The organism is Nocardioides sp. T2.26MG-1 (assembly GCF_950101795.1).
Classification (GTDB): Bacteria; Actinomycetota; Actinomycetes; order Propionibacteriales; family Nocardioidaceae; genus Nocardioides.
This window is the reverse complement of the sequence record NZ_CATNLZ010000023.1, coordinates 123,553-149,664: the sequence shown is the minus strand read 5'-3', so window position 1 is coordinate 149,664 and position 26,112 is coordinate 123,553. Positions and strand designations below refer to the sequence as shown.

Sequence of the window (26,112 nt, the reverse complement as noted above, 5' to 3'; positions counted from 1 at the left end):
GTCCGATCACCCTTCCCCGTGACCTGACTATCGTTCAGGCAACGGGGAAGGGTGATGTGCATGACAAGTGATGCCGATGAATGAGGCACTGTCAGCGGACGAGATCGACGAGCTCGCCCGGCGAGCGCGCTCCGGCGACCGGGACGCGCTCGAGGCGCTGCTGGCCGCCGTGCGCCCACGAGCGCTCAACGTGTGCCGGGGCGTGCTGCCGCACCTGCCGGACGCCGAGGACGCCTGCCAGGAGGCGCTGCTCAACATCGCGAACAAGATCGGCTCCTGGGGCGGTCGCGGCCGGTTCACCACGTGGATGCACGTGGTGGCGGTCAACTCCGCCCGCTCGACGTACCGACGGATGAAGAATCAGGCCACCGCCACCGACCCCCTCGAGCACGGCCCGCTCGACAAGCCGGACCCCCGGACCACGAGCGTGATCGCCGGCACCCGACTGGACCTGCTCGAGGCGATGGAGACCATCGAGAAGGACCATCCGCAGTTCGTCGAGCCGCTGCTGCTGCGCGACGTCTACGGCCTGTCCTACGAGGAGATCGCCGAGCAGATCGGTGCACCGCTCGGCACCATCAAGGCCCAGATCCACCACGGCCGCCGGCTCGCGCGGCCATTGCTGCGGAGCAGCGAATGACCGGGCTGCGGAGCAGCGAATGACCGGGCCGCGGAGCAGCGAATGACTCGGCCGAGGGGGAGCGAGTGAGGGCGCTCGCTGCCCTGCTCGCGTCCGCGCTGCTGCTCGCGGGCTGCACGTCCGAGGACGACCAGCCCCCCACGCCGTCACCCCAGTCCTCGCCCACCCCGGCCCCCGGCGACCAGGGCCGCGCGGCCGGTCGTGCGGCCGAGGGCTACAGCACGCCGGTCGAGGACAGCGTCTACCCCGACGTGGGCGACCCCGGCGTCGACACGCTGCAGTACCGGCTGCAGCTGGCCTGGGACCCCGCGACCCGCACGCTCGACGGCGTCGAGTCGATCCGCCTGCGGGCCACCGAGGACGCCGACCACCTCCAGCTCGACCTCGCCGCGCCCCTCCAGGTGCGTCGGCTCACCCTCGACGGCCGCGAGACGCCGTTCGAGCACCGCGGCAAGGACCTGGTCGTCGACGCGACCGTGCAGCGCGACGAGCTGCACACGCTCAGGCTCCGCTACGCGGGCCGGCCCGAGCCGGTGCCGGCGCCGGTGCAGCGCTCGGACTTCGACGAGACCGGCTGGACCGTCACCCCCGACGGCGGGGCCTGGACGATGCAGGAGCCGTACGGCGCCTACACGTGGTACGCCGTCAACGACCAGCCCTCCGACAAGGCGCTCTACGACTTCACGCTCCGTGTGCCCGCGCCGTTCGTCGGCGTCGCCAACGGCGAGCTGCTCGCCCGCACGGTGTCCCGAGGCGACACCGTCACCCGCTGGCGGCTGGCCGACCCGGCCGCGTCGTACGTGATCACGGTGGCGTTCGGCGACCTCACGATGACCACCGACGAGTCGGCGTCGGGGGTGCCGATCAGCTACTGGACCCCCTCGGACCGGCCGGACCTGCTGCAGCGGGTGCGGCGCGCGCCCGAGGCGCTCGCGTGGGTCGAGGACCACCTCGGCCCCTACCCGTTCGACACGCTCGGGATCCTGGTGGTCGACTCCGAGAGCGGCATGGAGACCCAGACCATGATCACGCTCGGCGACACCCCCCGCGCAACCTCGCCCGAGGTGCTCCTGCACGAGATCGTCCACCAGTGGTACGGCGACCTGGTCACGCCGTTCGACTGGCGCGACGTGTGGATGAACGAGGGTATGGCCACCTACCTCCAGGGCGTCTGGATGGCCGAGAGCGAGGGCGAGCCGGTGTCCGCCGTGATGGACTTCTGGTCGACCTTCGAGGCGAGGCTGCGGACCGAGGCCGGGCCGCCGGCCGCCTATCACCCGGACTCGTTCGGCTCCGGCAACGTCTACTACGGCCCGGCGCTGATGTGGGACGACCTGCGGCAGCGGTACGGCGACGGGGAGTTCTGGCGGCTGGTGCGGGAGTGGCCGAGCGTGTACGCGGACGGCAACGCCGACTACACCAAGATCACCACCTGGTGGACGAAGCAGACCGGCCAGGACCTGTCGGCGTTCTTCGACGCCTGGCTGCTGGGCGAGCGGGCACCCGACCGCTGAGGACTGCCCTGAGCAGAATCCCTTGCCCGGCGGCGCCGCAGCAGCGACGGTTGCCGCGTGAAGCTCCTCGTGCTCGGTGGGTCCGTGTTCCTCTCCCAGGCGGTCGCCGCCGAGGCCGTGCGCCGCGGCCACGACGTCACCTGCGCCAACCGGGGCAGCTCCGGGTCGGTGCCCGACGGTGCACGGCTGGTCGTCTGGGACCGGCGCGAGCCGGCGCCGGACGCACTGACGGGCCCGTCGTACGACGCCGTCGTCGACGTCGCGCGGATGCCGTCGTGGGTCCGGGGCGCGGTGGCGGCGCTGCCGGACGCGCACTGGGTGTTCGTCTCGACGATCAACGTGTACGCCGACGAGTCGACGCCCGGCGGCCGGCCCGGCACGCTGCCGCTGCGCGAACCGATCGTGGACGACGTCGACCTCTCGGTCGATCCGGAGGCCTACGGCCCGATGAAGGTCGCCTGCGAGCAGGCGGTCCGTGACGGGGCCGCGTCGTGGACGGTGGTCCGGCCGGGGCTGATCGTGGGACCGGGCGACCCGACCGGGCGCTTCACGTACTGGCCGGCGCGGATGGCCGACGCCGCGCACCCCGAGGTGCTCGCCCCCGGGCGGCCCGACGACCGGACCCAGGTCATCGACGTGCGCGACCTGGCGGCCTGGATCGTCACGGTGGCCGAGGCCCGCACCGGCGGCGACTACGACGGGGTCGGCGAGGTGCTGGCGATGCGCGAGGTCCTCGAGCAGGTCGCCGCGGGGTGCGGCTCGGACGTCGAGCTGACCTGGGTGCCCCAGGAGGTCCTCGCCGAGCAGGGCGTCGAGCCGTGGGCCGGTCCCGGGGCGGTGCCGCTGTGGCTGCCGCGGCCCGAGTACGACGGGATGTGCGCCCACGACCCGGAGCCGTCGTACGCCGCCGGGCTGGTGCTGCGCCCGCTCGCCGACACCGCACGCGACACCCTCGCGTGGCTGCGGGCGACCCCCGGCGCGACCGTCACCGGGATCGGCCGCGAGCGCGAGGCCGAGGTGCTCGCCGCCTGGCGGGAGTCAGCCCGGTAGCACCGGCGCGCCGAACCTCCCGGCGTACGCCACCTCGGCCATCGGCCTCCGCACCCGGGGGGCCAGCTCGCTGGTGACGCCCCGGCCGACGGCGATGCCGGTGGTCACCGCCCAGTGCGGCGGGACACCGCAGGCGGCGGCGAGGCCGGCGTGGTCGAACGCCGCGAACTGGTGGGTGGACAGCCCCAGGGCCGCGGCCTGCACGGTCAGGTGGGCGACCGCCTGGCCGAGGTCGTACGCCGCGTAGTCGGAGTAGACGAGCGCGTCCTCCTCCGGCCCCGAGGCGACCTGGTGCAGCGCGAACACCAGCGCCGAGGCCGCGGGCGCCCAGCGACGCACGCTCGGCGCGAGCAGTGGCACGAACACCCGGTGGGCCCCGTCGTCGCGGCGACCGACGAGGAAGGCCCAGGGCTGGGAGTTGCCCGCGGACGGCGCCCAGCGGGCCGCCTCGAGGAGCGCCGCCAGCTCGACGTCGTCCAGCCGGTGCGACTCGTCGTACTCCCGCACGCTGCGGCGCTCACGCAGGAGGGGATGGAGGACGGGCGGGTCGAGGGGGTCCACGGTGGTCGGAGCCCGCCGACGCGGCGCCGTATTCCCGTACCCTGCGCGGGTGACCGCGCCGACGCCCGCCCGACTCTCGGCCACCGAGCTGCTCGACCTCGTCCTCGACGAGGGCTCCTGGGTGTCCTGGGACACCCCGCCGGACCGCACCGGCGTCTCACCCGAGTACGCCGCCGTGCTGGCCGCGGCCGCCGACAAGAGCGGCACCGACGAGTCCGTGCTGACCGGTGAGGGCCTGATGCACGGGCGCCGGGTGGCGGTGGTGATGGGCGAGTTCGCGTTCCTCGCCGGCTCGATCGGGCGCGCGGCGGCCGACCGGCTGGTGACCGCGATCGAGCGCGCCACCCACGAGTGCCTGCCGCTGCTCGCCGGACCGGTGAGCGGCGGCACCCGGATGCAGGAGGGCACGCCGGCGTTCGTGCAGATGGTGCGGATCACCGAGGCGGTCGCGGCGCACAAGGAGGCCGGGCTGCCCTACCTGGTCTACCTGCGCCACCCCACGACCGGCGGGGTGATGGCCTCGTGGGGGTCGCTGGGACACGTGACGGTCGCGGAGCCGGGGTCGCTGCTGGGGTTCCTGGGCCCGCGGGTCTACGAGACGCTCTACGGCAAGGAGTTCCCCGAGGGCGTGCAGACCGCGGAGAACCTCTACGCCCGCGGCATCATCGACGCGGTCCTCGCGCCGCACCAGATCGCCGACATCCTCGACCGGGCGCTGTCGGTCCTGCTCGCGCCCCGGCAGGGCGTCGGCCCGGTCCCACCGCCTCCGCCGGACCACTTCTACGACGGCACCCCGGACGTCGACACCTGGGACGCCGTGCTGCGCTCGCGGCGCGAGGACCGCCCGGGGATCCGCCGGCTGCTGCGGTACGCCGCCAGCGACGTCGTGCCCCTCAACGGCACCGGCCAGGGCGAGCGCGACCCCGGGCTGCTGCTCGGGCTGGCGCGGTTCGGCCAGGCGCCGTGCGTGTTCCTCGGCCAGGACCGGCGCGGGCAGACCAGCGAGCGGCCGATGGGGCCCGAGGCGCTGCGGGAGGCGCGGCGCGGGATGCGGCTCGCCTCCGACCTGGGCCTGCCGCTGGTCACGGTGATCGACACCCAGGGCGCGGCGCTGTCGCCGGACGCCGAGAACGGCGGGCTCGCCGGCGAGATCGCGCGCTGCCTGTCCGACCTCGTCACCCTGGACGCGCCGACGCTGTGCCTGATGCTCGGCGAGGGCAACGGCGGCGGCGCGCTGGCGTTCCTGCCCGCCGACCGGGTGGTCGCGGCCCAGCACGCCTGGCTCTCGCCGCTGCCGCCGGAGGGCGCGTCGGCGATCGTGCACCGCGACACCGCGCACGCCCCCGAGATGGCCCGCGCCCAGCAGGTGCGCGCGATCGACCTGCACGCCCGCGGCATCGTCGACCTGGTCGTGGCGGAGCGCCCCGACGCCGCCGACGAGCCCGAGGCGTTCTGCCAGCGGGTCGGCGCGGTCCTCGAGCACGAGCTCGCCGCGCTGCTCGCCCGCGGCCCCGGCTCACCCGCCGACCGGGCTCGCCGCTACGCCTGAGCGCACTAGAACGCGTTACAGTTCGGCCCGTGAAGACGTACGTCGTGAGTGGGGCCGCGTCCGGGATCGGAGCGGCCACGGCCGCCATGCTGCGCGGGCAGGGGCACCGGGTGATCGGGGTCGACCGCACCCCGGCCGACGGGGTCGACGTCACCGCCGACCTCTCGACCGAGGCCGGCCGCGCCGAGGCGGTTGCCGGCGTACGCGCGCTGACCGGCACGGTCCACGGGCTGGTGCCGGCGGCCGGGATCGCCGGGCACACCGGCGTCGACTCGCGGCTCGTGGTATCGGTGAACTTCTTCGGGGCGATCGCGCTGGTGACCGGGCTGCACGCCGAGCTCACGGCCGGGGCCGCCGACGGCGGCGCGGGCGTGGTGCTGCTCGCCTCCAACTCCATCACCGGCATGCCCGGCTGGAACGCCCCGGTCGCCCAGGCCTGCCTGCGTGACGACGAGGCGCTGGCCCGCGAGGGGGCGGGCCAGGTCGACTCGGTGATGGTCTACCCGTCGACGAAGGCGGCGCTCGCCTGGTGGGCCCGCCGCGAGGGCGTGAAGCCGGAGTGGGCCGGCGCCGGCATCCGGCTCAACTCCGTGGCCCCGGGCGCGACCGAGACCCCGATGGTCGAGGAGATGCGCGCCGACCCGGTGTTCGGTCCCGCGGTCGACTCCTACCCGACCGCGATCGGCCGGACCGGACGCCCCCAGGAGGTGGCCGCCGCGATCTGCTTCCTGCTGTCCGAGGGGGCCGCCAGCATCGTCGGCGCGGTGCTGTTCGTCGACGGCGGCACCGACGCGATGCTGCACCCGATCTCCCCGCCGGGCTGGGAGGTCACCGGCATCGAGCCCTAGGCTCCCCGTACTCTCGGTGCCATGCGTGTCGCCCTGGTGCTCGGCTCCGGCGGGGCGCGGGGCTACGCGCACATCGGCGCGATCGAGGAGCTCGAGGCCCGGGGCCATGAGATCGTCGCCGTCGCCGGCTCGTCGATGGGCGCGCTCGTGGGCGGGTTGTACGCCGCCGGCGTGCTCGACGAGTACACCGCGTGGGCCCGCACCCTGACCTCCAGTGGCGTGGTGCGGCTGCTGGACCCCAAGTGGTCCAGTGGGGGTGCCATCGGCGCCGTGCGCATCTTCGCCGAGGTCGAGCAGATCGCCGGCGATCGACTGATCGAGGACCTGCCGATCCCCTTCACGGCCGTCGCCACCGACCTGCGTGCCCGCCGCGAGGTGTGGTTCCAGCGTGGTCCGCTCGTCTCCGCGGTGCGCGCGTCGATCGCGATCCCGGGCGTCATCACGCCGGTCGTGATGAACGGCCGCCTGCTCGCCGACGGCGGCCTGATGAACCCGGTGCCGATCGAGCCGACCGCCGCGAGCGCCGCCGAGCTGACCGTCGCGATCTCGCTGTCGGGTGAGCGCGGCGCCCAGGAGCAGAGCACTCCGGCGCGCGAGCCCGCGGAGCCCACCTGGCGCGAGGCGCTCGTCGAGCGCGTACGCCGCACGGTCGGCCGCGAGAAGGAGCCGCCGGACCCGCTCGAGGAGCTGCGGATCTCCGACGTCGTCGGGCTGTCCATGGACGCCATGCAGGGGCTGGTCACCCGCTACCGGATGGCCGGCCTGCCCCCCGACGTCCTGGTGACCGTGCCGGTGTCGGCGGCCCGCTCGCTCGACTTCCACCGAGCCGCGGAGATGATCGGGCTCGGTCGGACGCTCACCGCCGCCGCCCTCGACGCCGCGGGCCACTGACCCCGCGGCTCACCAGCGGTTGCGGGCCTCCTCGGCCCAGCCGACGAGTCCGTCGAGCGGCACCCGCTCGCCGTCGTCGGTGGCGGCCCAGCCCGACCACTGACCGAAGCACTGGTGCGTCTCGTTGGCGACCACGCCCAGGTTGGTCTTGTCGACCCGCTCGTGGAACGGCTCGATCCGCGCGTCGACCCGGGGACCGTGGATCCGCCACGGCCGCCGCCAGTCGGTGCGGTCGTACTCCCAGACCAGCTCCTCGCCGATCTTGTGCGCCCGGCCGTCGACGAACAGCGCGTTCTCGGTCGACCCGGTCCCCGCGGTCCACGTGCCGCCGAGCGTGATGCCGACCCGCTCCGAGGAGCCCGCGGCCCAGTTCCAGGTGATCGCATAGGGCCACTTGCCGCGGCCGTGGTCGAGGACCGCCCAGCCCTCGGTGACGGCGTACGCCGTGCCGTCGAGCGTGACCCGCCCGCTGACCGGCCGGGCGACGTCCTTGACGGTGTACTGGAAGCGCCGCGAGCTCCACGGCACCACCACCCCGACGCACTCGCCGCCGGGGCCGACCGCGAGGTCGACCTCGATCCCCGGTGCCCTCACCCGCACCGCGCCGGCGTCCAGCTCGATCCGCAGCCGGCCCGCCTCCACCAGCGCGCGCCCGCCGACCGCGGGCGGCAGCGACACCCCGCGCGCCAGCGGCGGCACCTCCTCGTGCGACCAGGTGCGGCCGGTCTCGCGGTCGAGCACCCACACCGAGCAGACCCCGGCGTAGTCGAGCGAGGACGCCACCACCCCGACGCACAGCCGCGGCGTCACGACGCCCCAGTACTCCCAGCGCTTCGCCCGCCCCCACCCACGCAGGTTCGCCCGGTGCAGCGGGGTGCGCGACCACCCGACGGCGCCCGGGTTCAGCCTCCCGTTCGGCAGGCACAGGTCGACGGGCTCGGTGATCTCGCGTTCGGGCACGGGTCATCGTCTACCGCGGGGTTCGGCTGGCCCATTCCCGCACGACACGCCGATGGACCCCGGCGTGTCGTGCGGGTTTCGGCTGCCGACAGCCAAAACCCGCACCCGATCAGAACAAGAGCGCGGAGGCAGGATCCTCCAGGATCCCGGCCACGTCGGCGAGGAACCGCGAGCCCTTCTCACCATCGATGTGCCGGTGGTCGAAGGACAGCGCCAGCGTGGTGACGTCGCGCGCCACGATCTCGTCGACCCCGCCCGTGGAGACGACCCACGGCTGCTTCTTGATCGCGCCGAAGCAAAGGATCGCGGACTCGCCGGGGTTGATGATCGGCGTGCCCGCGTCGACGCCGAAGACGCCGACGTTGGTGATCGTGAACGTGCCGCCGCTCATCTCCGCCGGCTGGGTCTTGCCCTCGCGGGCCGTGGCGGTGAGCGAGCCGAGAGCCGAGGCCAGCTCGACCAGCGACAGCTCGTGGGCGCCCTTGATGTTCGGGACCACCAGCCCGCGGGGCGTCGCCGCGGCGATGCCGAGGTTGACGTAGCGCTTGTACACGACCTCCTGGGCCGCCTCGTCCCACCAGGAGTTGATCTCCGGAGTACGCCGCATCGCGAGCATCACCGCGCGGGCCAGCACCAGCAGCGGGGAGACCCTCACCTCGCGGAGCTCGCGCCTCGTCTTGAGCCGCTCGACGAGCTCCATCGTGCGGGTCACGTCGACGGTGACCCACTCGGTGACGTGCGGAGCGGTGAAGGCGGACTGCACCATCGCGCCGGCCATCATCTTGCGTACGCCCTTGATCGGCTCGCGCCACTCCTCGCCGTGGGCAGCAAGGTGGTTTCGAGACGGTTGCAGCGCAACCTCCTCAACCACCGAGCCGCCGACCGCAGCTTGAACATCGTCTCGCGTCACGGTGCCGTTGGGCCCACTGGGCGTCAGCGTCGAGATGTCGACGCCGAGGTCCTTGGCGAGCTTGCGCACCGGCGGCTTGGCCAGTGTGCGGACCGCGGCCGGCGCCGCGACGGGCTCCGGCGCCGGGGCGGCCGGGGCTGGCGGCTCGTCGGCCTCCACCATCGGCGACCCGCCGCCCTCGAACGCCGCCTGCGCCTGCATGTGCGCGGCCATCGCGCCGGACGCGACCCGGCGGGCGCGTCGGATCGGGCCGCGGTCGGCCTTGTTGCGACCGACCAGGCTCTCGCCCTCGCCGCCGCCGGACGCGGCCGGGTTGGACAGGTCGATCTCGGCATCGGAGTCTCGAGACGGTTGCTTCGCAACCTCCTCAACCTCCGCCTCGTCGCCGATCGCGATGATCGGGGTGCCGACCGGCACCATCTCGCCCTCGGCGACCAGGATCGCGCTGACGGTGCCGGCATACGGCGAGGGCAGCTCGACGATCGACTTCGCGGTCTCGATCTCGACCACGATCTGGTTGATCTCGACGACGTCGCCGACGGCGACGTGCCACTTCACGATCTCCGCCTCGGTCAGGCCTTCTCCGACGTCGGGCAGGTTGTACTCGGCCACGCGGGCCTCCTCAGAACTCGAGCGAGCGGTCGACGGCGTCCAGCACCCGGTCCAGGTCGGGGAGGTAGTCCTCCTCGATCCGGGACGCCGGGTAGGGCGTGTCGAAGGCCCCGACCCGCAGCACCGGCGCCTCCAGGGAGTAGAAGCACTGCTCGGTGATCCGCGCCGAGAGCTCGGCGCCCAGGCCGAGGTTGACGTGCGCCTCGTGGACGGTGACGACGCGTCCGGTGCGGCGTACGGACTCGTAGACCGGCGCCATGTCGAGCGGGGACAGCGTGCGGAGGTCGATGACCTCGAGCGACTTGCCCTCTCCTGCGGCCGCCTCGGCCGCGGCCATCGCGGTCTTCACCGTCGGGCCGTAGGCCAGCACGGTGAGGTCGCCACCGCGGCGCACCACCCGGGAGCTGAACAGTGGGTCGGGGGTGGCGCTCTCGTCGAGGTCGGCCTTGTCGGCGTGGTACTGCCGCTTGGGCTCGAGGAAGATCACCGGGTCGTCGGCGGCGATGGCCTGCTGGATCATCCAGTAGCCGTCGACCGGGTTGGAGCAGGCGACCACCTTGAGGCCCGGCGTGTGCGCGAACTGCGCCTCCGGGCTCTCGCTGTGGTGCTCGACCGCGCCGATGCCGCCGCCGAACGGGATCCGGATCACCATCGGCATCCGGATCTTGCCCTGACTGCGGAACGTCATCTTCGCGACCTGGCAGACGATCTGGTCGTACGCCGGGTAGACGAACCCGTCGAACTGGATCTCGACCACCGGCCGGTAGCCGCGCAGCGCGAGGCCGACGGCGGTGCCGACGATGCCGGACTCGGCCAGCGGGGAGTCGATCACCCGGTCCTCACCGAAGTCCTTCTGCAGGCCGTCGGTGATGCGGAAGACGCCGCCGAGCTTGCCGACGTCCTCGCCCATCAGCAGGACCTTGGGGTCGTCCTCCATGGCCTTGCGCAGGCCCATGTTGAGGCCCTTGGCCAACGTGATCTTCGTGGTCATGCCCGTGCCCCCTCGAAGCTCTCCAGGTAGGCCGCGAACGTGTCCCGCTGGGCCGCGAGCTCCTCGGTGAGCTCGGTGTAGACGTGGTCGAAGATGCTCAGCGGCGCCGGGTCGGGCAGCGCCTTGCAGCCCTCGCGCAGCCGCACGCCGAGGTCGGCGGCCTCCTGCTGGACGCCGGCGAAGAAGTCGTCGTCGGCGATGCCGTTGCGCCGCAGGTAGGCCTCGACGCGGGCGATCGGGTCCTTGAGCTTCCAGCGCTCGAGGTCGTCGGAGAGCCGGTAGCGGGTGGGGTCGTCGGTCGTGGTGTGGGCGCCCATCCGGTAGGTGTAGGCCTCGACCAGCGTCGGGCCCTGCCCCTCGCGGGCCCGCTGGAGGGCGGCCTGGGTGACGGCGTACGTCGCGAGCACGTCGTTGCCGTCGACGCGGACGCCGGGGAAGCCGAAGCCGAGGGCCCGCTGGTAGAGCGGGATGCGCGTCTGCCGCTCGATCGGCTCGGAGATCGCCCACTGGTTGTTCTGGCAGAAGAACACCACCGGCGCGTTGTAGGACGCGGCGAAGATGAAGGACTCGTTGACGTCGCCCTGCGAGGACGCGCCGTCGCCGAAGTGGGCGACGACCGCGGCGTCGCGGTCGGGGTCACCGGTGCCGACGACGCCGTCGCGCTGCATGCCCATCGCGTAGCCGGTGGCGTGCAGCGTCTGGGCGCCGATCACGATCGTGTAGAGGCCGAAGTTGTTGGCCTTGGGGTCCCACGAGCCCTGGTCGACGCCGCGGAACAGGCCGAGCAGGTCGAGCGGGTCGACCCCGCGGCACCAGGCGACGCCGTGCTCGCGGTAGGTCGGGAAGACGTAGTCCTGCGGGCGCAGCGCGCGGCCGGCGCCGATCTGGGCGGCCTCCTGGCCGAGCAGCTGGGCCCAGATGCCGAGCTCGCCGTGCCGCTGCAGCGCGGTCGCCTCGGTGTCGATGCGGCGGGTCAGCACCATGTCGCGGTAGAAGCCGAGGATCGCGTCGTCACCGAGGTCGAAGGAGAAGTCGGGGTGCTCGACCCGCTCGCCCTCGGGGGTCAACAGCTGGACCAGCTCGGGTCCGCCGTCCTGCTGGGAGGGCCCGAAGACCTCGACGAGGTCCGGGCCGAAGCCGGGGTTGCCCCCTGCTGGCTGCTGGGTCACGTGCGCTCCTTCGAGTCGTCGGCGGTACGGGGTCGCCGCGTGCCGGGCTGATCAAGGGCCGGTCAAGGTGTGGTCGCTCCGGACGCGGGACGCGGGGGTGGTGCGCCCTGTGACCCGGAACACAATCGTGCCTCCTCAACCTACCGGTGTGATCGTCGGGGCCGCCAATCCCTCCCGGGTCGTTCAGTGCACCTCGCCGAGGTCCTCGTGCTCGCGGTGGGTCACCGGCTCGACCTGGAACGTCGAGTGCCGCAGGTCGAAGTGCTCCGCGCTGCACTCGCAGAGCCGGTCGAGGATGGCGCCGACGCCCAGCTCGTCGAGCACGTCCTGGGTGACGGTCACGTGGGCCGACAGGCTCGGCATGCCGCTGGTGATCGTCCACGCGTGCAGGTCGTGGACGTCCACGACGCCGGGCATCTCGAGGAGGTGGCGGCGTACGTCGTCGAGGTCGAGGCCGCGCGGGGCGACCTCGAGCAGGATCGACGCCGACTCACGCAGCAGCACCACCGAGCGGGGCAGGATCAGCACCGCGATCACCAGCGAGGCGATCGGGTCGGCCCGGTCGAGGCCCCACAGCAGGATCACCACGCCGGCCAGCACCGCGAGCACCGAGCCCACCAGGTCGGCGAAGACCTCGTTGAGCGCCCCGCGCAGGTTGAGCGAGCCGGTGTCGGAGCGGTTGAGGATCGCCAGCGACACGGCGTTGGCGACCAGGCCGACCGCGGCGAACGCCACCATCGGCCCGGCGTCGACCGGCTCCGGGTCGGCGAGCCGCGAGATGCCCACCCACGCGAGGTAGCCGCAGACCACCAGCAGGACGAGCGCGTTGACCAGCGCGGCCAGGATCTCCGCCCGGTGCAGGCCGAACGTCGACCGCGGCCCGGCACCCCTGGCCGCGACGTACGACGCCCCCAGCGCGAGCACGACGGCCGCGGCGTCGGTGGCCATGTGGCCCGCGTCGGCGAGCAGCGCCAGCGAGCCGGTGAGCAGCGCCCCGACTATCTCGACCGCCATCACGACGACCGTCACCGCGAGGACGACCCGCAGCCGACCGCGGTCCGCGGCCCGCCCGGCCGCGTGGTCGTGGTCGTGGCCCATGCCCCCATTGTGGCAACCGGACGGGACGGAGGACCGGTGAGTTGAGTACGTGTGCTCATTCGTTTCCGGGGCCGGGGCGAGGATCGTGACCGGTATGACGTCGACGGCGCGGACCACCCGCTACTCCGATCCGTTCGTGTGCCCGGACTGCTCCGCCCGGCTGCCGCTCCAGGTGACGTCCTGCCCCGGCTGCGGGCTGCGGCTCAACGTCCCCCTGGCGAGCGAGCTGCTGCAGACGCTCCGCACCGCCGACGACCTCCTCGCCCGGCTCCGGGCGGAGTCCACGGACTCGTCGTACTCCCCGTTCCCGGCGTTCTCGGCGGAGCCCACCGAGCCCACCGAGCCCCACGGGGTGTCGGCACTGTCGGTGCCGAAGATCCTGCTCGGGCTCGGCGCCCTGTGCCTGCTCGTCGCCGCGGTCATCTTCCTGGCGGTGGCCTGGTCGTGGCTGGGCATCGGCGGTCGTACGGCGGTGCTGGTGGCGCTCACCCTGGTCGGCGGCGGCCTCGGCGTGTGGCTCGGCCGCCGCGGGCTCCGGGTCGCGGCCGAGGCGCTGACCACCGTCGGGCTCGGCCTGCTGGCCCTCGACGTCGTCGGGGCCGACAACGCCGGCTGGCTGGGCAGCCTGGACGGCGCGGGCCTCACCTGCGCGGTCGGCGGCACCGTCCTGGTGGTCGCCCTGGCGCTCGCGCAGGTGACGCGTCTCGGCGCGCCGCAGGTGCTGGCCGCGCTCGCGCTGAGCGTGCTCGGTGCGGGCGCCATGTCCGCCAGCGGCCACGTGACGACCGTGATCGTGGCCGTGGTGCTCGGGTACCTCGTGCTGGCGGCGGCCGCCCGACTGGGCTCGCTGCGTCTCGGGACGGTGCTCGCCGCCGTCGGCGCCGGGTGGTGGTGGGTGACCCTCGTCGCCGTCGGGCTGGACGACGCGGCCGGCCACCCGTCGCTGCACGGCCTCTGGGCCGAGGGGTACGGCGCGGGCCTGCTCGCTGCCTCGCTCCTCCTGCTGGTCCCGGTGCCGGCCGTGCGCCGCGACGCGGACACGACCCGGGTGCTCGTCGCGGGCGCCGCCAGCCTGCTGACCCTCACCGCGAGCCTGCCCGCCGTCGACGAGGGCGCGACCGTCCTGGGAACCGTCGCCCTGGTCGCGCTCGTCGGGTGGACCGTCGTGTCCCTGGCCCTGCCGCAGGCCTGGCGGCCGGTGGCCCGGGTCCCGATGCTGCTGGCCGCGCTGCCGGTCCTGGCCGTCACCGCCGGGCTGGTGGTGCAGGCGACCGGCAACGTCCTCGGCGAGGACGACCCGTTCACCCGGGGCGCCGGCCTGCGGCTCGGCGAGCCCGACACCCTCGCGGCGCCCGCACTGCTGGTGCTCGGCACCTGCGGCCTGCTCCTGGCCCTGATCTCCCTGACCCCGCGGCCGACCGCGGTCCGACCGCAGGCGCCGGCCGGGGTGCTGCTGGCGGCCGCGATCGCCACGCTCGCGCTCTTCCCCGTCCCGCTGGTGCTCGTCACCGCGGCCCTGCTGCTGCTCGGCGCCAACGTGCTCGCCGAGGCCGTGCTCGCCGGGTCCCGGCGGCACGACGACCGGTACGCGCAGGCCCAGGCCCTCGTGGGCGTCGGCCTCGGTGTCGTGGCCGTCGGCGGCTCGCTGCCCAGCGACGTCCTGACCTCGTCGGCCGCCGCGGTCCTGGTCGCGATGACCGCGATCGTGGCCTGGCGCGGCACCACCGGCGAGCTCCGCGCGATCGGCGGGGCGCTGCTCCCCGCAGCGCTGGCGGGCCTGGTCTGGTCGGTGGCGTCGGTCGCCGACGCCGAGCAGGTCCAGCACGGCGTCCCGGCGCTCCTCGCCGTCGGGGTGCTGGCGATCCTGGTGCCGCGGGTCGAGCTCGAGCTCAGCGCGGCGCTGGCCGGCATCGCCGCCTCGCTGGGCGCGCTCGCCGGTGCGGACGACCTGTCGGTCGCGCTCGCCGTCCACCTGACCGTCGCCGGGGTCCTGGTCTCCGCCAGCGCCCTGGTCCACCCGCAGCGCCGCGGGCTCGGCTGGGCGGGCGGGCTCCTGCTCGCCGCCGCGACGTGGGTGCGGCTCGCGGACCTCGGCGTCACCGCCCCCGAGGCCTACACGCTGCCGAGCGCGGTCGCCCTGCTGCTCGTCGGACTGCACCGGCTGTGGCGCGACCCGCGGGCGTCGACCGCCGAGGCGCTCACCCCCGGTCTGGTGCTGGCGACCGTGCCGTCGCTGCTGTGGGTGCTGGCCGACCCGCTGACGTGGCGGGCCGTGCTGCTCGGCGCGGGCTGCCTGCTGCTGGTGCTCGCCGGCACCTGGCTGCGCTGGAACGTCCCGCTGCTGGTCGGCGCCACGGTCGGCACGCTGGTCGTGCTGCGCGAGCTCGCGCCGTACGCCGCGCAGACCCCGCAGTGGGTCCTGATCGGGGCGGCCGGCACGCTGCTCACCGTCGTCGGGATCACCTGGGAGCGCCGGCTGCGCGACCTGCACACGGCGTCGGCCTATCTCGCGCGCCTGCGGTAGCGGTCACCCCGCCCGCCCCCTAACCTCGGCGAGGTGGAGCTCGAGTTCGACGGCGTCGTCTGGGAGTGGCGCGGTCCCGCGCCGTACTACTTCGTCAGCGTGCCCGAGGACGAGTGCGAGCAGCTGGCGGAGACCGCGGCCGCGGTGACCTACGGCTGGGGGATGATCCCCGTCGCCGTCCACGTCGGCGCGACCCGCTGGACCACCTCGCTGTGGCCCAAGGACGGCGGCTACGTGGTGCCGCTCAAGGACAAGGTCCGGCGCGCGGAGGGCCTGGAGCTCGGCCAGGACGTCAGCGTGCGGCTGACCGTCGACGTGTGAGACCTACAGCCTCTCCCGAGCGTGCGGGGTGAGCCAGACGGCCGGGTCGGGTCCCTTCGGGATCACCTGCGACGGGTTGATGTCGTCCTGGACGACGTAGTAGTGCGCCTTGATCTGGTCGAAGTCGGTGTTGTAGCCGAACGCCGGCGTCTGGAACAGGTCGCGGGCGTAGGCCCACAGCACCGGCATCTCGGTGAGCTTGTTGCGGTTGCACTTGAAGTGCCCGTGGTAGACGGCGTCGAAGCGGGCCAGGGTCGTGAACAGTCGCACGTCGGCCTCGGTGATCCGGTCGCCCATGAGGTAGCGCCGGTCGGCGAGCCGCTCCTCGAGCCAGTCGAGAGCGGTCCAGAGCCGGTCGTACGCCGCGTCGTACGCGTCCTGGGCGCCCGCGAACCCGCACCGGTAGACCCCGTTGTTGACCTCGGTGAAGATCCGCTGCATCACCTGGTCCATCTCCTCGCGGACGTCGTCCGGCCAGAGGTCGGGTGCGTCGGGGCGGTGGTGGTCGCGCCACTCGAAGAACAGGTCGTGGGTGATCCACGGGAAGTCGTTGGTGACGACCGCGCCGGTCGGTACGTCGACGACGGCCGGGACGGTGATGCCGCGGGGGTAGTCGGGATGGCGCGCGAAGTAGGCCTCCTGGAGCCGCTCGATGCCGAGCACCGGGTCGTGGCCGCCGGGGTCGAGGTCGAAGGTCCAGCTGCGCTCGTCGTGGGTCGGGCCGCACAGGCCGAGCGAGATCACGTCCTCCAGACCGAGGAGCTGGCGCACGATGATCGAGCGGGTGGCCCACGGGCACGCCTTCGCGGCGACGAGTCGGTAGCGCCCCGGCTCGACCGGCCACAGCTCACCCTCGACCGGACCGTGCTCGGGCCGGCGGGCGCCCTGGGTGATCCGGTCGGGGATGTAGTCCATGTCCCGGTCGAACTCGCCGGGGGTGAGGTACCTGGTCGTGCCCGAGTCCGTCGCCATCACTCCACCCTAGGAAGGGCACCCAACCCGGACGCCCACGCCGTGGTTCAGGTGTCCGTCACGGCGCGACCGTGCGGCCGGCCCGGGTCGTCGTACGTCGGCGCCGGGTCGCCGGATCGGACCGCCTCGAGCTGCGCGCACACCGCGACGCCGTAGAACAGGGACACCGCCGACATCAGCGACCACAGCAGCAGGGCGACGATCCCCGCGAGCGGGCCGTAGGTGGTGCCGAAGGACGAGCTGACGTGCACGTAGGCGGCGAGGCCCGCGGTCGCGAGCATGGTCAGCACGACGGCGATCCCCGAACCGAGGGCGAGCCACGAGAGGGCCGGCTGCCGGCGGCGGGGAGCGTGGTCGAGCAGCACGGCGATCGAGAAGACCAGCAGCACGGTGCCGACCGGCCACCGGGCGACCTGCCACGCCGTGACCGCACGGGCCGACCAGCCGTACTGGTCGGCCATCGCGTCGGCGAAGGCACCACCCGCCACCAGCAGCAGGAAGCCCGCCCCGACCGGTAGTGCCAGCACCGCCGTCAGCACGGTCGCGCGGCCGTACTTCGCCCGAGCCGGCCGGTCCCGCCGGATGCCGTAGATGCGGTTCGCGCCGCGCTCCACCTGGGCCATCGCGGTCGTCATCGAGACCACGGACAGCAGCAGGCCCACCACGAGCGCGATCTCGCCGGCCTCCTCGCTCGAGTCCGAGCCGACCACGGCCGATCCCAGCGCGTCCTTGCTGCCCTGGCTCGGCGAGATCTGCTGGATCGTGGACGCCACGACCCGGGCGGGACGCTCCCGGTCGATGTCGGCGGCGAGGCCGGTGAGCGCCAGCAGCATCGGGATGACCGCCAGGCTCGCCTGGAGCGCGAGCGCCCGGCTGCTCGTGAAGCCGTCGCCGTACCGGAACCGCACGAACGATCCCACGAGGATCCGGACCAGGCCGTGCCGCCGGGCGACGCGCCACGCGTCCTCGGCGTCGAGCTCGTCGCCGTCCATCTCGGTGGTCACCGGGACGGTGCGGGCGGTGGTCATGCGGGGATTGAACCACCACCCGGAAGCCTGCTCCGCCCCCTGCGACGGGCCGTCAGAGCAGGCCGTGCGCCTGCTTGGCCCGCAGCACCCGCAGCGCCGCCGCATCGACCTTGGCCCGGAACGGGTCGCTCGTGCGCGCCCGGTCGAGGACCGCAGCGACCATCGCGGGCACCGGGTCTGGGTCGACCGCCAGCACGACGTCGCCGCCGGCGCCGATGAACCTCAGCGCGCGGGCGGCGGGCGTGAAGCGCGCGACCTGCCGGGCGCGGGCCAGGTCGTCGGAGATCACCACGCCGCGGAACCCGAGGTCACCGCGCAGCATCGTCTGGACCACGAACGGCGAGAACGCGGCCGGCCGCTTCGGGTCGAGGTGCTCGTAGATCGCGGTGGACATCATCACGAACGGCGCACCGGCATCGACGGCCGCCGCGAACGGCGCGAGGTAGGGATCGTGGCGGGTGGTCACGTGGTCGGTGACCCCGGCGGTGGTGTCGGTGTTGGCGCGGACCCGGCCCAGGCCGGGGAAGTGCTTGACGGCGGGTACGACGCGGCCGTCGGCCATCCCGCGCAGGAACGCGACCCCGTGCCGGGCGACGACCCTGGTCGAGTACCCGAACTCGCGGTCGTAGCGCCCGATCGGCGGGTTGTGCCGCGCGGCGCGCTGGCTCGGGACGGTGTCCATCACCGGCGCGAGGTTGACGTTGACGCCCGCTCGGCGCAGCTGCCCGGCCCAGGTGGTGGCGGCGCGGCGCAGCCGGCTCGGCTCCCACGTGCCCTGCACCAGGGCCGTGGGGATGTCGGAGAAGCCGCGGCCCTGGAGCACCCGGACCTGGCCGCCCTCCTGGTCGGTGGCGACGAAGAGGCGGACGCCGTCGGTCGAGTCGGGGCCGACCTCGGCGCGAATCGCCCGGGAGACCCGGGCCGGCTCGCGGACCCCGCCGTAGCTGCGGCCGGTCAGCATCACGTTGCCCACGTGGTGGCGGCGGACCTGGGCGCGGGCGGCGCGGTCGACCCGGTCGGCGGGGGTCCCGACCATGAACAGCTGACCGACGCGCTGGGCCAGGCTCATCTGGGCCAGCACGCTCCGCGGGGTGCGCTCCATCCGGTGCTCCGTGCGGGGCTGGTCCATCGGGTGGCGGGTCGGCGCCACCGGCGCGTGGGCGGAGCCGGCGGCGGAGACGGGGAGCCCGAGGACGAGGACGGCGGCGAGGGCGAGCAGGACGAGGCGGGACCGAGAGAGCACGCGGGGACGGTACCGACCGCGGGCGACGGGCGGGAGAGGCACCCCGCGATCACTGCAAAGAATTGTTTGCAAATGGATATGTGCAGTCCTAGCCTGAGGGGGTGGACCTCACCTCGATCACCCCGACCCCCGAGCAGCTCAAGGCGCTCACCCACCCGGTGCGGGTGCGGATGCTCGGCCTGCTGCGCATCGACGGCCCCGCGACGGCGACCACGCTCGCGGTCCGGCTGGGTCTCAACACCGGCGCGACGTCGTACCACCTGCGCCAGCTGGCCCAGCGCGGCTTCGTCGTGGAGGACACCGAGCGCGGCAACGGCCGCGACCGCTGGTGGCGCGCGGCGCACCGCTACACGACCACCGACACCGCCAGCGGGAGCACGCCCGAGGAGCGCGACACGATGGACTCCTACCTCCAGTCGGTCGTGGTCGTGATGACCGAGCGGCTCCAGCGCTCGGTCGAGGAGCTGCCGACGCTGCCGGAGGAGTGGCGGCCCACCACGACCTACTCCGACTGGGTGCTGCGGCTGACGCCCGCCCGGGCCCAGCGACTGGTCGACCACCTGATGTCGGAGATGGACACGGTCGAGGAGGAGGACGACGACGCGGCCGCGCCGTACGTCGTGCAGGTGTCCGCCTTCCCCTACCCCGGCAAGGTCTCGGGGTCGTGACCGGCCGCCGCCCGCTCTACGGCTGGCTGACCGCCGAGGCGGTCTCGCTCACCGGCACCCGCGTGTCGATGATCGCGCTGCCGTTCCTGGTGCTGACCACCACGGGGTCGGCGACCAAGACCGGCCTGGTCGCGCTCTGCGAGGCGCTGCCGATGGTGCTGCTCAAGGTGCTCGGCGGCCCGGTGATCGACCGGCTCGGCGCCCGGCGGGTCAGCGTCGGCTGCGACCTCGGCAGCCTCGTCGTGGTCGGGGCGATCCCGGTCCTGCACGAGGCCGGGGTGCTCTCGTTCCCCGCGCTGCTCGGGCTGGTGGCGCTCGCGGGCGGCCTGCGCGGCCCCGGTGACGCGGCCAAGCACGCCCTGGTGCCGGTGATCGTCGAGCACGCCCGCGTGCCGATGGAGCGGGTCACCGGCCTGGCCGGCACCGTCGAGCGCACGTCCTCGATGCTCGGCGCCGCGCTCGCCGGCGTGCTGGTCGCGGCGCTCGGCGCCACCAACGCCCTCGTCATCGACGCCGCGAGCTTCGGCGTCTCGGCGCTCGTGCTGCTGTGGTCGACGAGCTCCCTGGCCGTGGCGGCGCCCGAGCCGGAGGTTGAGGCCGGCGGCTACCGCCACCAGCTGCGGGAGGGCTGGGACTTCCTGCGCGGCGACCGGGTGCTGCTCGGCATCACGGTCATGGTGGCGCTGACCAACCTGATCGACGCGGCGTACTCCACGGTGCTGATCCCGGTCTGGGCCGTCGACGCCGGGCGGGGCGCGGGGTCGATCGGCCTGGTGTTCGCGGTGTTCTCGGGCTCCTCGGCGCTCGGCTCGGTGTGCGCGGCGACCTGGGCCTCGGGGCTGTCGCGCTACCGCACCTACCTCGTGGCCTTCCTCATCTGCGGGGCGCCGCGGTACGCCGTGTTCGCGTTCGACAGCCCGCTCTGGACGGTCGTGCTCGTCGTGGCCACCAGCGGCTTCGCGGCCGGCTTCATCAACCCCGTGCTGGGCGCGGTGATCTTCGAGCGGATCCCGACCCACCTGGTCGGCCGCGTCTCGTCGCTCACGACCGCCATGTGCTTCTCGCTGATCCCCCTGGGCGGCGTGCTCGGCGGCCTGCTCGTCACCGGGGCCGGGCTGCCGGTGACGATGCTGGCCGTGGGAGCGGCGTATCTGCTGGTGACGATGCTGCCGGCCGTCGACCCGCGGTGGCGCGAGATCGACATCCGGCGCCCGGTCAGCGTCGTCGATCAGGAGAAGGCAGCGGCGACCTGAACCAGCCGGTCGTTGGCCTCGGTCTCGCCGATGGAGACCCGGGCGCCCTCGCCGGCGAACGGGCGCACCACGATGCCGGCCTCGTCGGCCGCGGCGGCGAACTCCGCGGTGCGCTCACCGAGCTCGAACCACACGAAGTTGCCCTGGGCGTCGGGCAGGTTCCAGCCCGCCTCGCGCAGTCCGGCCACGACGCGGGTGCGCTCGGCGACCAGCGCGTCGACGCGCTCGAGCAGCTCGGCTCGCCGCTCCAGCGACGCGATCGCGGCGGCCTGGGCGACGGTCGAGACGCCGAACGGCAGCGAGACCGCGCGCAGGGCCGCGGCGATGGGCGCCGGCGCGACGGCGTACCCGACCCGGAAGCCCGCCAGGCCGTAGGCCTTGGAGAACGTCCGGGTGAGCACGACGTTGTCGTGGTCGCGGTACGTCGCCAGGCCGTCCACGGGGTCGGCCATCCGCACGAACTCCAGGTAGGCCTCGTCGACGACGACGAGCACGCGCGGGGGGACCTTCGCGAGGAAGGCGTCGAGCTCGGCCTGGGTGACCGCCGGGCCGGTCGGGTTGTTGGGCGTGCAGACGAGCACGACCTTGGTGCGGTCGGTGACCGCGGCCGCCATCGCGTCCAGGTCGTGGCGACCGTCCGCGAGCACCGGGACCTTGACCGCCGTCGCGGCCGCGGCGGCCACGGCGATCGGGTAGGCCTCGAACGAGCGCCAGGCGAACACGACCTCGTCGCCCGGGTCGCAGAACGCCTGCACCAGCTGGTAGATCAGGCCCACCGACCCGGTCGCGACCGACAGGTGGTCGGCCGGCACGTCGAAGGTGTCCGCGAGCGCGGCGTACAGCGCGGTGCTGCCCATGTCGGGGTAGCGGTTCATCGCCGCGACCCCGGCCTGCACGGCCTCGATCACGCCCGGCAGCGGCGGGTAGGGGTTCTCGTTGCTCGACAGCTTGTACGACGTCATCCCGGGTCGGACCGTCGGCGGCTTGCCGGCGACGTACGGCGGGATCTCCGCGACGTTGCGCCGGGGCTGGGGGCTGGTCATGGCGGCCACCCTAGTCAGCGCCGCCAGGGCCGGAGCAGGGCCGCCAGAACGATCCCCAGCCCGGCCCCGATCACCGCCCCGATCGTGTTGTCCACGACGTCGGTGACGTCGCAGGCCCGGTCCAGCCGGGCCAGCGCCAGCTGGGTCGCCTCGATGCCGGCCGAGTAGCCGGCGAGCAGCACGAGGCCCAGCGGCACCAGCACCCACGCCGCCCGCCAGCGCGCCGCGGCCAGCACGAGCAGCGCACCGGGCGGCACGAACACGGCGGTGTTCAGCAGCCGCTGCCCGCCGGAGAAGATCCAGAACCCGTCGGGCGCGGGCCCGCCGATGTCCCAGGAGCACGTGGTCAGCCGGCCCTCGGCGGGGACGATCCCGGGGGCGCCGTTGGCCGGGATCAGCGTGATCGACGCGATCACCGCCACCGACCAGAACAGCCCACCGAACGCGGCCGCCGAGACCCAGCCCAGCCGCCGCTGCAGCGCCAGCGTGAGCAGCAGGCAGACCGCCCCCGACGCCACCACGAGGAGCAGCATCACCTCCACGCCGCCGACCGGGAACATGGGGCCGAGGCTAGCGAGCGGAGGCTGGTCCCGATTCCCCGGTGATCCGGGGACGTCGGAGCCACCTCACTCCGGCGGCAGCAGCACCTCACCGCCGGGCACGGACGGCAGGTCGCGGCCGATCCGCACGTCGACGGGGTTGGTCAGGCAGCGCACCGACCCGCCGCCCTTGTGGAACTCCGAGACGTCGACGACGACCACCTCGAAGCCCCACTCCTCCAGCTGCGCGCGCACCCGGTCGGGACAGGCCGGCATCACGACCGTCGAGCCGACCAGGATCGAGTTGGCGCAGAACGTCGTGAGCGCCTCCTCCTCGGTGAGCACCAGCGGCTCGGGCACCAGGGCGAGCAGCGCGGCGGCCGACGCGTCGTCGAGGGCGGCCGGGCAGACCAGCGCCCGGCGCTCGTCGAGCGGGCAGAACGCGAGGTCGAGGTGGTACATCCCCGGGTGGGTGATCCGCAGCCCGCGCACCCGCACGCCCAGGTCGGCGGCCAGGTGCTTGAGCGCGAGCTCCTCCGTGCGCGGTCCGTAGCCGACGACCAGCGCGTCGCCGAACGCGAACGCGTCGCCGGCCTCGAGGTGCGCGCCGACGCCGTCGCGGCCGACGTACGACGTCGCGAACCCGCGCCCGGCGAACCACTGCTGCGCGCTGCCGGTCTCCATCCGCCGCTGCGGGTAGCGCATGTGCGACATCACCACGTGCTCCGTGCCGTCGGGGCGGACCAGCCCGAGCCCGAGGTTCATCGCGTAGACCATGTCGGGGGCGTCCGGCCGCTGCGGCACCACCTCGACGGTGCCACCCAGCCGCTCGATCGTGGCCACCAGCTCGCGCCACTGCGCGATCGCGCGCGCCGGGTCGGGCTGGTCGGCGGGGTCCATGAACGGGTTGATGCGGTAGTCGACGCGGAAGTGCGTCGGCTCGACCATGACGTAGCGGCGTCCCCAGCCGAGGCGTGTGGCAGTCCGGTCCATGGGTCCCTCCTTCGGCCTGTCCAGTGACCTAGGTCCTGAGATTGTCAGACAATCTGACACGAGCGGCCCAGTCTGAAGGTCCCGAGCCCGGTACGCAAGCCCGGACCGGCGACGGGCGGCCGACGCCGCAGGGCACAATGGCGGCCATGACCGGGCCCGTCGGCCGTTTCGACTCCCTCCGCCTCGACCTGTCCTCGACGGTCGACCGGGTCGCAGACGAGCTGCGCCGGGCGGTCTTCGACGGCGAGCTCGAGTCCGGCACCCCGCTGCGCGAGGTGGCGCTGGCCTCCTCGCTCGGCGTCTCCCGGCCCACGGTCCGCGAGGCCCTCACCGTGCTCGTCGCCGAAGGCCTGGCCACCCGCGAGCCCAACCGCGGCGTTAGCGTGACCAGCCCCGACCCCGACTCGGTGCGCGACATCTGCCGGGCCCGGCTGGTGCTCGAGGGATCGGGGGTACGCCGGTGGCCCGACGCCGGCGACCGGCTGCGCGACGACGTGCGCACCTCGCTGGTGCACTACACGAGGGCGGTGCACGCCGGGGCGTCGTACCAGGAGCTCAACGAGCGGCACCTGGCCTTCCACGTCTCGCTGGTCGGTCTCACCGACTCGCCGCGGCTGGTCGCGATGGCCGAGAGCCTGATGGTCGAGCTCAAGCTGGCGCTCGCCCAGGTGGACCGGATCCGCCGCAACGCCCACGACCAGGCCGACAGCCACACCGCGCTGGTGATGCTGCTCGAGCGCGGCGACGTCGACGGCGCCTCGGTGTTCCTCGCCCGGCACCTGGCCGACGCCGAGACCTCGATCCTCGAGGCCCTCGGCCTCTAGGAGGCTGCCTCCGGGCGCTCCAGGGCCCTAGGATCGCGGCGTGGGTCTCTTCAAGTTCGCCGGCTGGCTGCTCACCAACGCCGTCGCGCTGGCCGTCGCGTGCCAGCTCTTCGACGGGATCGGCTTCCACGGTGGCGCGACGTCCGGCTGGGACGAGGTCTCGGACAAGATCTGGCCGCTGGTGTTCGTGGCCCTGATCCTCGGCGTGGTGAACTCGTTCGTCAGCCCGGTGCTGAAGTTCCTCTCGATCCCGTTCATCATCATCACGCTCGGCCTGTTCCTGCTGCTGATCAACGCGCTGATGCTGCTGTTCACCGAGTGGCTGGCCGGGCTGTTCGACATCGACTTCTTCGTCGACGGCTTCTGGACCGCGGTCGGCGGCGCGATCGTGATCACGGTCGTCACCTGGATCGTGGGCCTGCTCCTCGGTGACGCCCAGGAGGGCTGACCCGGTGCTGCCCCCGGCGCGCACTCCCGGGCGGTACCGGATCGCGGTCGTCTGCCTCGGCAACATCTGCCGCTCGCCGATGGCGGCCGTCGTCCTCACCGAGCGGGTCGCCGACGCCGGCCTCGCCGACCGGGTCGAGGTCGCCAGCTCCGGCACCGGCGGCTGGCACGTGGGCGACCCGATGGACCGCCGGGCCGCGGCGACGCTCACCGCCGCCGGGTACGACGCCACCCGCCACCGGGCCCGGCAGTGGGCGGCGGACGGGGCCGGCGAGGGCTTCGACCTGGTGCTCGCGATGGACGCCCAGAACCTCGCCGACGTGCTCGAGTCGGGCGGCGCCGCCGACCGGGTCCGGCTGTTCCGCGACCTCGACCCGGTCGATCCGGGGAGCGACGTACCGGACCCGTACTACGGTGGGGACTCCGGATTCGAGGAGGTCCTCGCGATGGTCGAGCGTACGGCGAGATCGCTGGTCGACTCCTTGGAGCGCGAGCGCCCTTGGGTCGACGGCGGGTCAATCAGCGGGACCGGGCAGGCCTCGTGACCCGCCAGCCGCTGGTCGCGCGTCGCGCCGAGGAGCTCCTCGGCGCCGCGGTGGTGGCCACGGCCCCGGTCGCCGGCGGCGACATCTCGACCGCCACCCGGCTGCGGCTCAGCGACGGCACCACCGCGCTGATGAAGACGCTGCCGCACGCCCCGGACGGCTTCTTCGCCGAGGAGGCGGCCGGACTGCGCTGGCTCGACGAGGTCACCCCCGACGGCGGCGTCCACGTGCCCGAGGTGCTCGGCGCCGACCACGAGTGCCTGATCATCCGCTGGGTCGAGCCCGGCAAGAACTCCGTCGACGCCGCCACGGCGCTGGGCCGGGCGCTCGCCGTCACCCACGCGGCCGGCGCCCCGACGTACGGCCTCGACCGCGACGGATTCATCGGCCGGCTGCCGATGCCCAACCGGCCCGCCGACACCTGGGCGGAGTTCTACGCCGCCCGCCGGGTGCTGCCCTACCTCAAGCTGGCCCGCGACCGCGGGGCCGCGAGCGCCGAGGACGCCGCCGCGATCGAGGCGCTGCTGCCCCGACTGGCCGACCTGGTCCCCGAGGAGCCGCCGGCCCGGCTGCACGGCGACCTGTGGAACGGCAACGTGCTCTGGGGTCTCGACGGGCAGGCGTGGCTGATCGACCCGGCGGCGTACGGCGGGCACCGCGAGGTCGACCTGGCCATGCTCGCGCTGTTCGGGCTGCCGCACCTGCCGCGGGTCCTCGACGCCTACGCCGAGGCGGCGGCGGCGACCCGGCCGCTGGCCGACGGCTGGGAGGACCGGGTCGCGCTCCACCAGGTGTTCCCGCTGCTCGTGCACGCCTGCCACTTCGGCGGCGGCTACGCCGCACGGGCAGCCGAGGCAGCCGAGGCGGCCGCCCGCTACGCCTGAGCAACGCCCGCGTTCTCAGTCCGGACTCAGGCTCG

26 protein-coding genes are annotated in these 26,112 nt (G+C 73.8%); 14 read left to right on the top strand and 12 right to left on the bottom strand.

Annotated elements, in window-relative coordinates; genetic code table 11:
• Positions 1 to 76: 76 nt before the first annotated feature.
• From QQZ14_RS13500 to QQZ14_RS13490, 3 genes are all read left to right on the top strand, one after another.
• Positions 77 to 640: an RNA polymerase sigma factor gene (locus QQZ14_RS13500; protein WP_284534844.1), complete on the top strand. Its 564-nt coding sequence runs from the start codon at positions 77 to 79 to the stop codon at positions 638 to 640.
• Positions 641 to 705: 65 nt separating this feature from the next.
• On the top strand, positions 706 to 2,154 hold the full coding sequence (locus tag QQZ14_RS13495; RefSeq protein WP_284534843.1) for a M1 family metallopeptidase: 1,449 nt from the start codon (positions 706 to 708) through the stop codon (positions 2,152 to 2,154).
• Positions 2,155 to 2,211: 57 nt separating this feature from the next.
• On the top strand, positions 2,212 to 3,204 hold the full coding sequence (locus tag QQZ14_RS13490) for an NAD-dependent epimerase/dehydratase family protein (protein ID WP_284534842.1): 993 nt from the start codon (positions 2,212 to 2,214) through the stop codon (positions 3,202 to 3,204).
• On the opposite strand, the gene QQZ14_RS13485 is transcribed toward QQZ14_RS13490, so the two are convergent.
• Positions 3,193 to 3,765, bottom strand: a complete 573-nt coding sequence (locus QQZ14_RS13485; RefSeq protein WP_284534841.1) for a nitroreductase family protein — start codon at positions 3,763 to 3,765, stop codon at positions 3,193 to 3,195. The two genes, QQZ14_RS13490 and QQZ14_RS13485, sit on opposite strands and share 12 nt — an antisense overlap.
• A 49-nt stretch (positions 3,766 to 3,814) precedes the next feature.
• On the opposite strand from QQZ14_RS13485, the gene QQZ14_RS13480 reads away from it, so the two are divergent.
• The 3 genes from QQZ14_RS13480 to QQZ14_RS13470 are packed head-to-tail and all read left to right on the top strand — an operon-like array spanning position 3,815 to position 7,053.
• Positions 3,815 to 5,314, top strand: a complete 1,500-nt coding sequence (locus tag QQZ14_RS13480) for a carboxyl transferase domain-containing protein (RefSeq protein ID WP_284534840.1) — start codon at positions 3,815 to 3,817, stop codon at positions 5,312 to 5,314.
• 29 nt (positions 5,315 to 5,343) lie between these two features.
• Complete coding sequence (locus QQZ14_RS13475) at positions 5,344 to 6,162, top strand: SDR family oxidoreductase (protein ID WP_284534839.1); 819 nt, start codon at positions 5,344 to 5,346, stop codon at positions 6,160 to 6,162.
• A gap of 21 nt (positions 6,163 to 6,183) precedes the next feature.
• Positions 6,184 to 7,053 (top strand): patatin-like phospholipase family protein, encoded by an 870-nt coding sequence (locus tag QQZ14_RS13470; RefSeq protein WP_284534838.1) that lies wholly within the window; start codon positions 6,184 to 6,186, stop codon positions 7,051 to 7,053.
• A 9-nt stretch (positions 7,054 to 7,062) separates the two neighbouring features.
• On the opposite strand, the gene QQZ14_RS13465 is transcribed toward QQZ14_RS13470, so the two are convergent.
• The 5 genes from QQZ14_RS13465 to QQZ14_RS13445 form a co-directional block, all read right to left on the bottom strand.
• Complete coding sequence (locus tag QQZ14_RS13465) at positions 7,063 to 8,013, bottom strand: DUF2804 domain-containing protein (RefSeq protein ID WP_284534837.1); 951 nt, start codon at positions 8,011 to 8,013, stop codon at positions 7,063 to 7,065.
• A gap of 109 nt (positions 8,014 to 8,122) precedes the next feature.
• Positions 8,123 to 9,535 carry a dihydrolipoamide acetyltransferase family protein gene (locus QQZ14_RS13460; RefSeq protein ID WP_284534836.1) on the bottom strand — a complete coding sequence of 471 codons (1,413 nt, stop codon included), beginning with the start codon at positions 9,533 to 9,535 and terminating at the stop codon, positions 8,123 to 8,125.
• 10 nt (positions 9,536 to 9,545) lie between these two features.
• The gene (locus QQZ14_RS13455) at positions 9,546 to 10,526 is read right to left on the bottom strand and encodes an alpha-ketoacid dehydrogenase subunit beta (RefSeq protein WP_284534835.1); all 981 of its coding nucleotides are present in this window, start codon (positions 10,524 to 10,526) and stop codon (positions 9,546 to 9,548) included.
• A complete protein-coding gene (gene pdhA / locus QQZ14_RS13450; protein WP_284534834.1) occupies positions 10,523 to 11,695 on the bottom strand; it encodes a pyruvate dehydrogenase (acetyl-transferring) E1 component subunit alpha in 1,173 nt (390 codons plus the stop codon). Before pdhA ends, QQZ14_RS13455 begins: the two co-directional genes overlap by 4 nt.
• A gap of 183 nt (positions 11,696 to 11,878) precedes the next feature.
• Positions 11,879 to 12,793 (bottom strand): cation diffusion facilitator family transporter, encoded by a 915-nt coding sequence (locus QQZ14_RS13445; RefSeq protein WP_284534833.1) that lies wholly within the window; start codon positions 12,791 to 12,793, stop codon positions 11,879 to 11,881.
• A gap of 94 nt (positions 12,794 to 12,887) precedes the next feature.
• Here QQZ14_RS13445 and QQZ14_RS13440 point away from each other — a divergent pair, with 94 nt between their 5' ends.
• Positions 12,888 to 15,317 carry an SCO7613 C-terminal domain-containing membrane protein gene (locus QQZ14_RS13440; RefSeq protein WP_284534832.1) on the top strand — a complete coding sequence of 810 codons (2,430 nt, stop codon included), beginning with the start codon at positions 12,888 to 12,890 and terminating at the stop codon, positions 15,315 to 15,317.
• 33 nt (positions 15,318 to 15,350) lie between these two features.
• Positions 15,351 to 15,638 carry a DUF1905 domain-containing protein gene (locus tag QQZ14_RS13435; protein WP_284534831.1) on the top strand — a complete coding sequence of 96 codons (288 nt, stop codon included), beginning with the start codon at positions 15,351 to 15,353 and terminating at the stop codon, positions 15,636 to 15,638.
• 3 nt (positions 15,639 to 15,641) lie between these two features.
• Here QQZ14_RS13435 and QQZ14_RS13430 read toward each other — a convergent pair whose 3' ends face one another.
• Genes QQZ14_RS13430 through QQZ14_RS13420 form a run of 3 tightly spaced genes read right to left on the bottom strand, consistent with a single transcriptional unit; the run spans position 15,642 to position 18,881 of the window.
• Positions 15,642 to 16,610 carry a glutathione S-transferase C-terminal domain-containing protein gene (locus tag QQZ14_RS13430; protein WP_284534830.1) on the bottom strand — a complete coding sequence of 323 codons (969 nt, stop codon included), beginning with the start codon at positions 16,608 to 16,610 and terminating at the stop codon, positions 15,642 to 15,644.
• Between the two features lie 47 nt (positions 16,611 to 16,657).
• Entirely contained in the window at positions 16,658 to 17,638 is a 981-nt protein-coding gene (locus QQZ14_RS13425; protein ID WP_284534829.1) for a YihY/virulence factor BrkB family protein, read from the bottom strand.
• A 52-nt stretch (positions 17,639 to 17,690) separates the two neighbouring features.
• Positions 17,691 to 18,881: a glycoside hydrolase family 3 N-terminal domain-containing protein gene (locus QQZ14_RS13420; RefSeq protein WP_284534828.1), complete on the bottom strand. Its 1,191-nt coding sequence runs from the start codon at positions 18,879 to 18,881 to the stop codon at positions 17,691 to 17,693.
• A 101-nt stretch (positions 18,882 to 18,982) separates the two neighbouring features.
• Here QQZ14_RS13420 and QQZ14_RS13415 point away from each other — a divergent pair, with 101 nt between their 5' ends.
• Complete coding sequence (locus QQZ14_RS13415) at positions 18,983 to 19,549, top strand: winged helix-turn-helix domain-containing protein (protein WP_284534827.1); 567 nt, start codon at positions 18,983 to 18,985, stop codon at positions 19,547 to 19,549.
• On the top strand, positions 19,546 to 20,802 hold the full coding sequence (locus tag QQZ14_RS13410; protein ID WP_284534826.1) for an MFS transporter: 1,257 nt from the start codon (positions 19,546 to 19,548) through the stop codon (positions 20,800 to 20,802). Before QQZ14_RS13415 ends, QQZ14_RS13410 begins: the two co-directional genes overlap by 4 nt.
• On the opposite strand, the gene hisC is transcribed toward QQZ14_RS13410, so the two are convergent.
• The 3 genes from hisC to QQZ14_RS13395 all read right to left on the bottom strand — a co-directional run bounded on the left by hisC (position 20,778) and on the right by QQZ14_RS13395 (position 23,377).
• Positions 20,778 to 21,845: a histidinol-phosphate transaminase gene (gene hisC / locus QQZ14_RS13405; protein ID WP_284534825.1), complete on the bottom strand. Its 1,068-nt coding sequence runs from the start codon at positions 21,843 to 21,845 to the stop codon at positions 20,778 to 20,780. The genes QQZ14_RS13410 and hisC overlap by 25 nt on opposite strands.
• Before the next feature lie 14 nt (positions 21,846 to 21,859).
• Positions 21,860 to 22,405, bottom strand: coding sequence for a VanZ family protein (locus QQZ14_RS13400; protein ID WP_284534824.1), 546 nt, complete (start codon positions 22,403 to 22,405; stop codon positions 21,860 to 21,862).
• Positions 22,406 to 22,471: 66 nt separating this feature from the next.
• Positions 22,472 to 23,377 carry a dimethylarginine dimethylaminohydrolase family protein gene (locus tag QQZ14_RS13395; RefSeq protein WP_284534823.1) on the bottom strand — a complete coding sequence of 302 codons (906 nt, stop codon included), beginning with the start codon at positions 23,375 to 23,377 and terminating at the stop codon, positions 22,472 to 22,474.
• A gap of 146 nt (positions 23,378 to 23,523) precedes the next feature.
• On the opposite strand from QQZ14_RS13395, the gene QQZ14_RS13390 reads away from it, so the two are divergent.
• Genes QQZ14_RS13390 through QQZ14_RS13375 form a run of 4 tightly spaced genes read left to right on the top strand, consistent with a single transcriptional unit; the run spans position 23,524 to position 26,077 of the window.
• A complete protein-coding gene (locus QQZ14_RS13390) occupies positions 23,524 to 24,201 on the top strand; it encodes a GntR family transcriptional regulator (protein ID WP_284534822.1) in 678 nt (225 codons plus the stop codon).
• Between the two features lie 40 nt (positions 24,202 to 24,241).
• The gene (locus QQZ14_RS13385; RefSeq protein WP_284534821.1) at positions 24,242 to 24,649 is read left to right on the top strand and encodes a phage holin family protein; all 408 of its coding nucleotides are present in this window, start codon (positions 24,242 to 24,244) and stop codon (positions 24,647 to 24,649) included.
• 4 nt (positions 24,650 to 24,653) lie between these two features.
• Complete coding sequence (locus QQZ14_RS13380) at positions 24,654 to 25,193, top strand: low molecular weight protein-tyrosine-phosphatase (RefSeq protein WP_284534820.1); 540 nt, start codon at positions 24,654 to 24,656, stop codon at positions 25,191 to 25,193.
• Positions 25,190 to 26,077: a fructosamine kinase family protein gene (locus tag QQZ14_RS13375; RefSeq protein WP_284534819.1), complete on the top strand. Its 888-nt coding sequence runs from the start codon at positions 25,190 to 25,192 to the stop codon at positions 26,075 to 26,077. Before QQZ14_RS13380 ends, QQZ14_RS13375 begins: the two co-directional genes overlap by 4 nt.
• Positions 26,078 to 26,112: the final 35 nt, after the last annotated feature.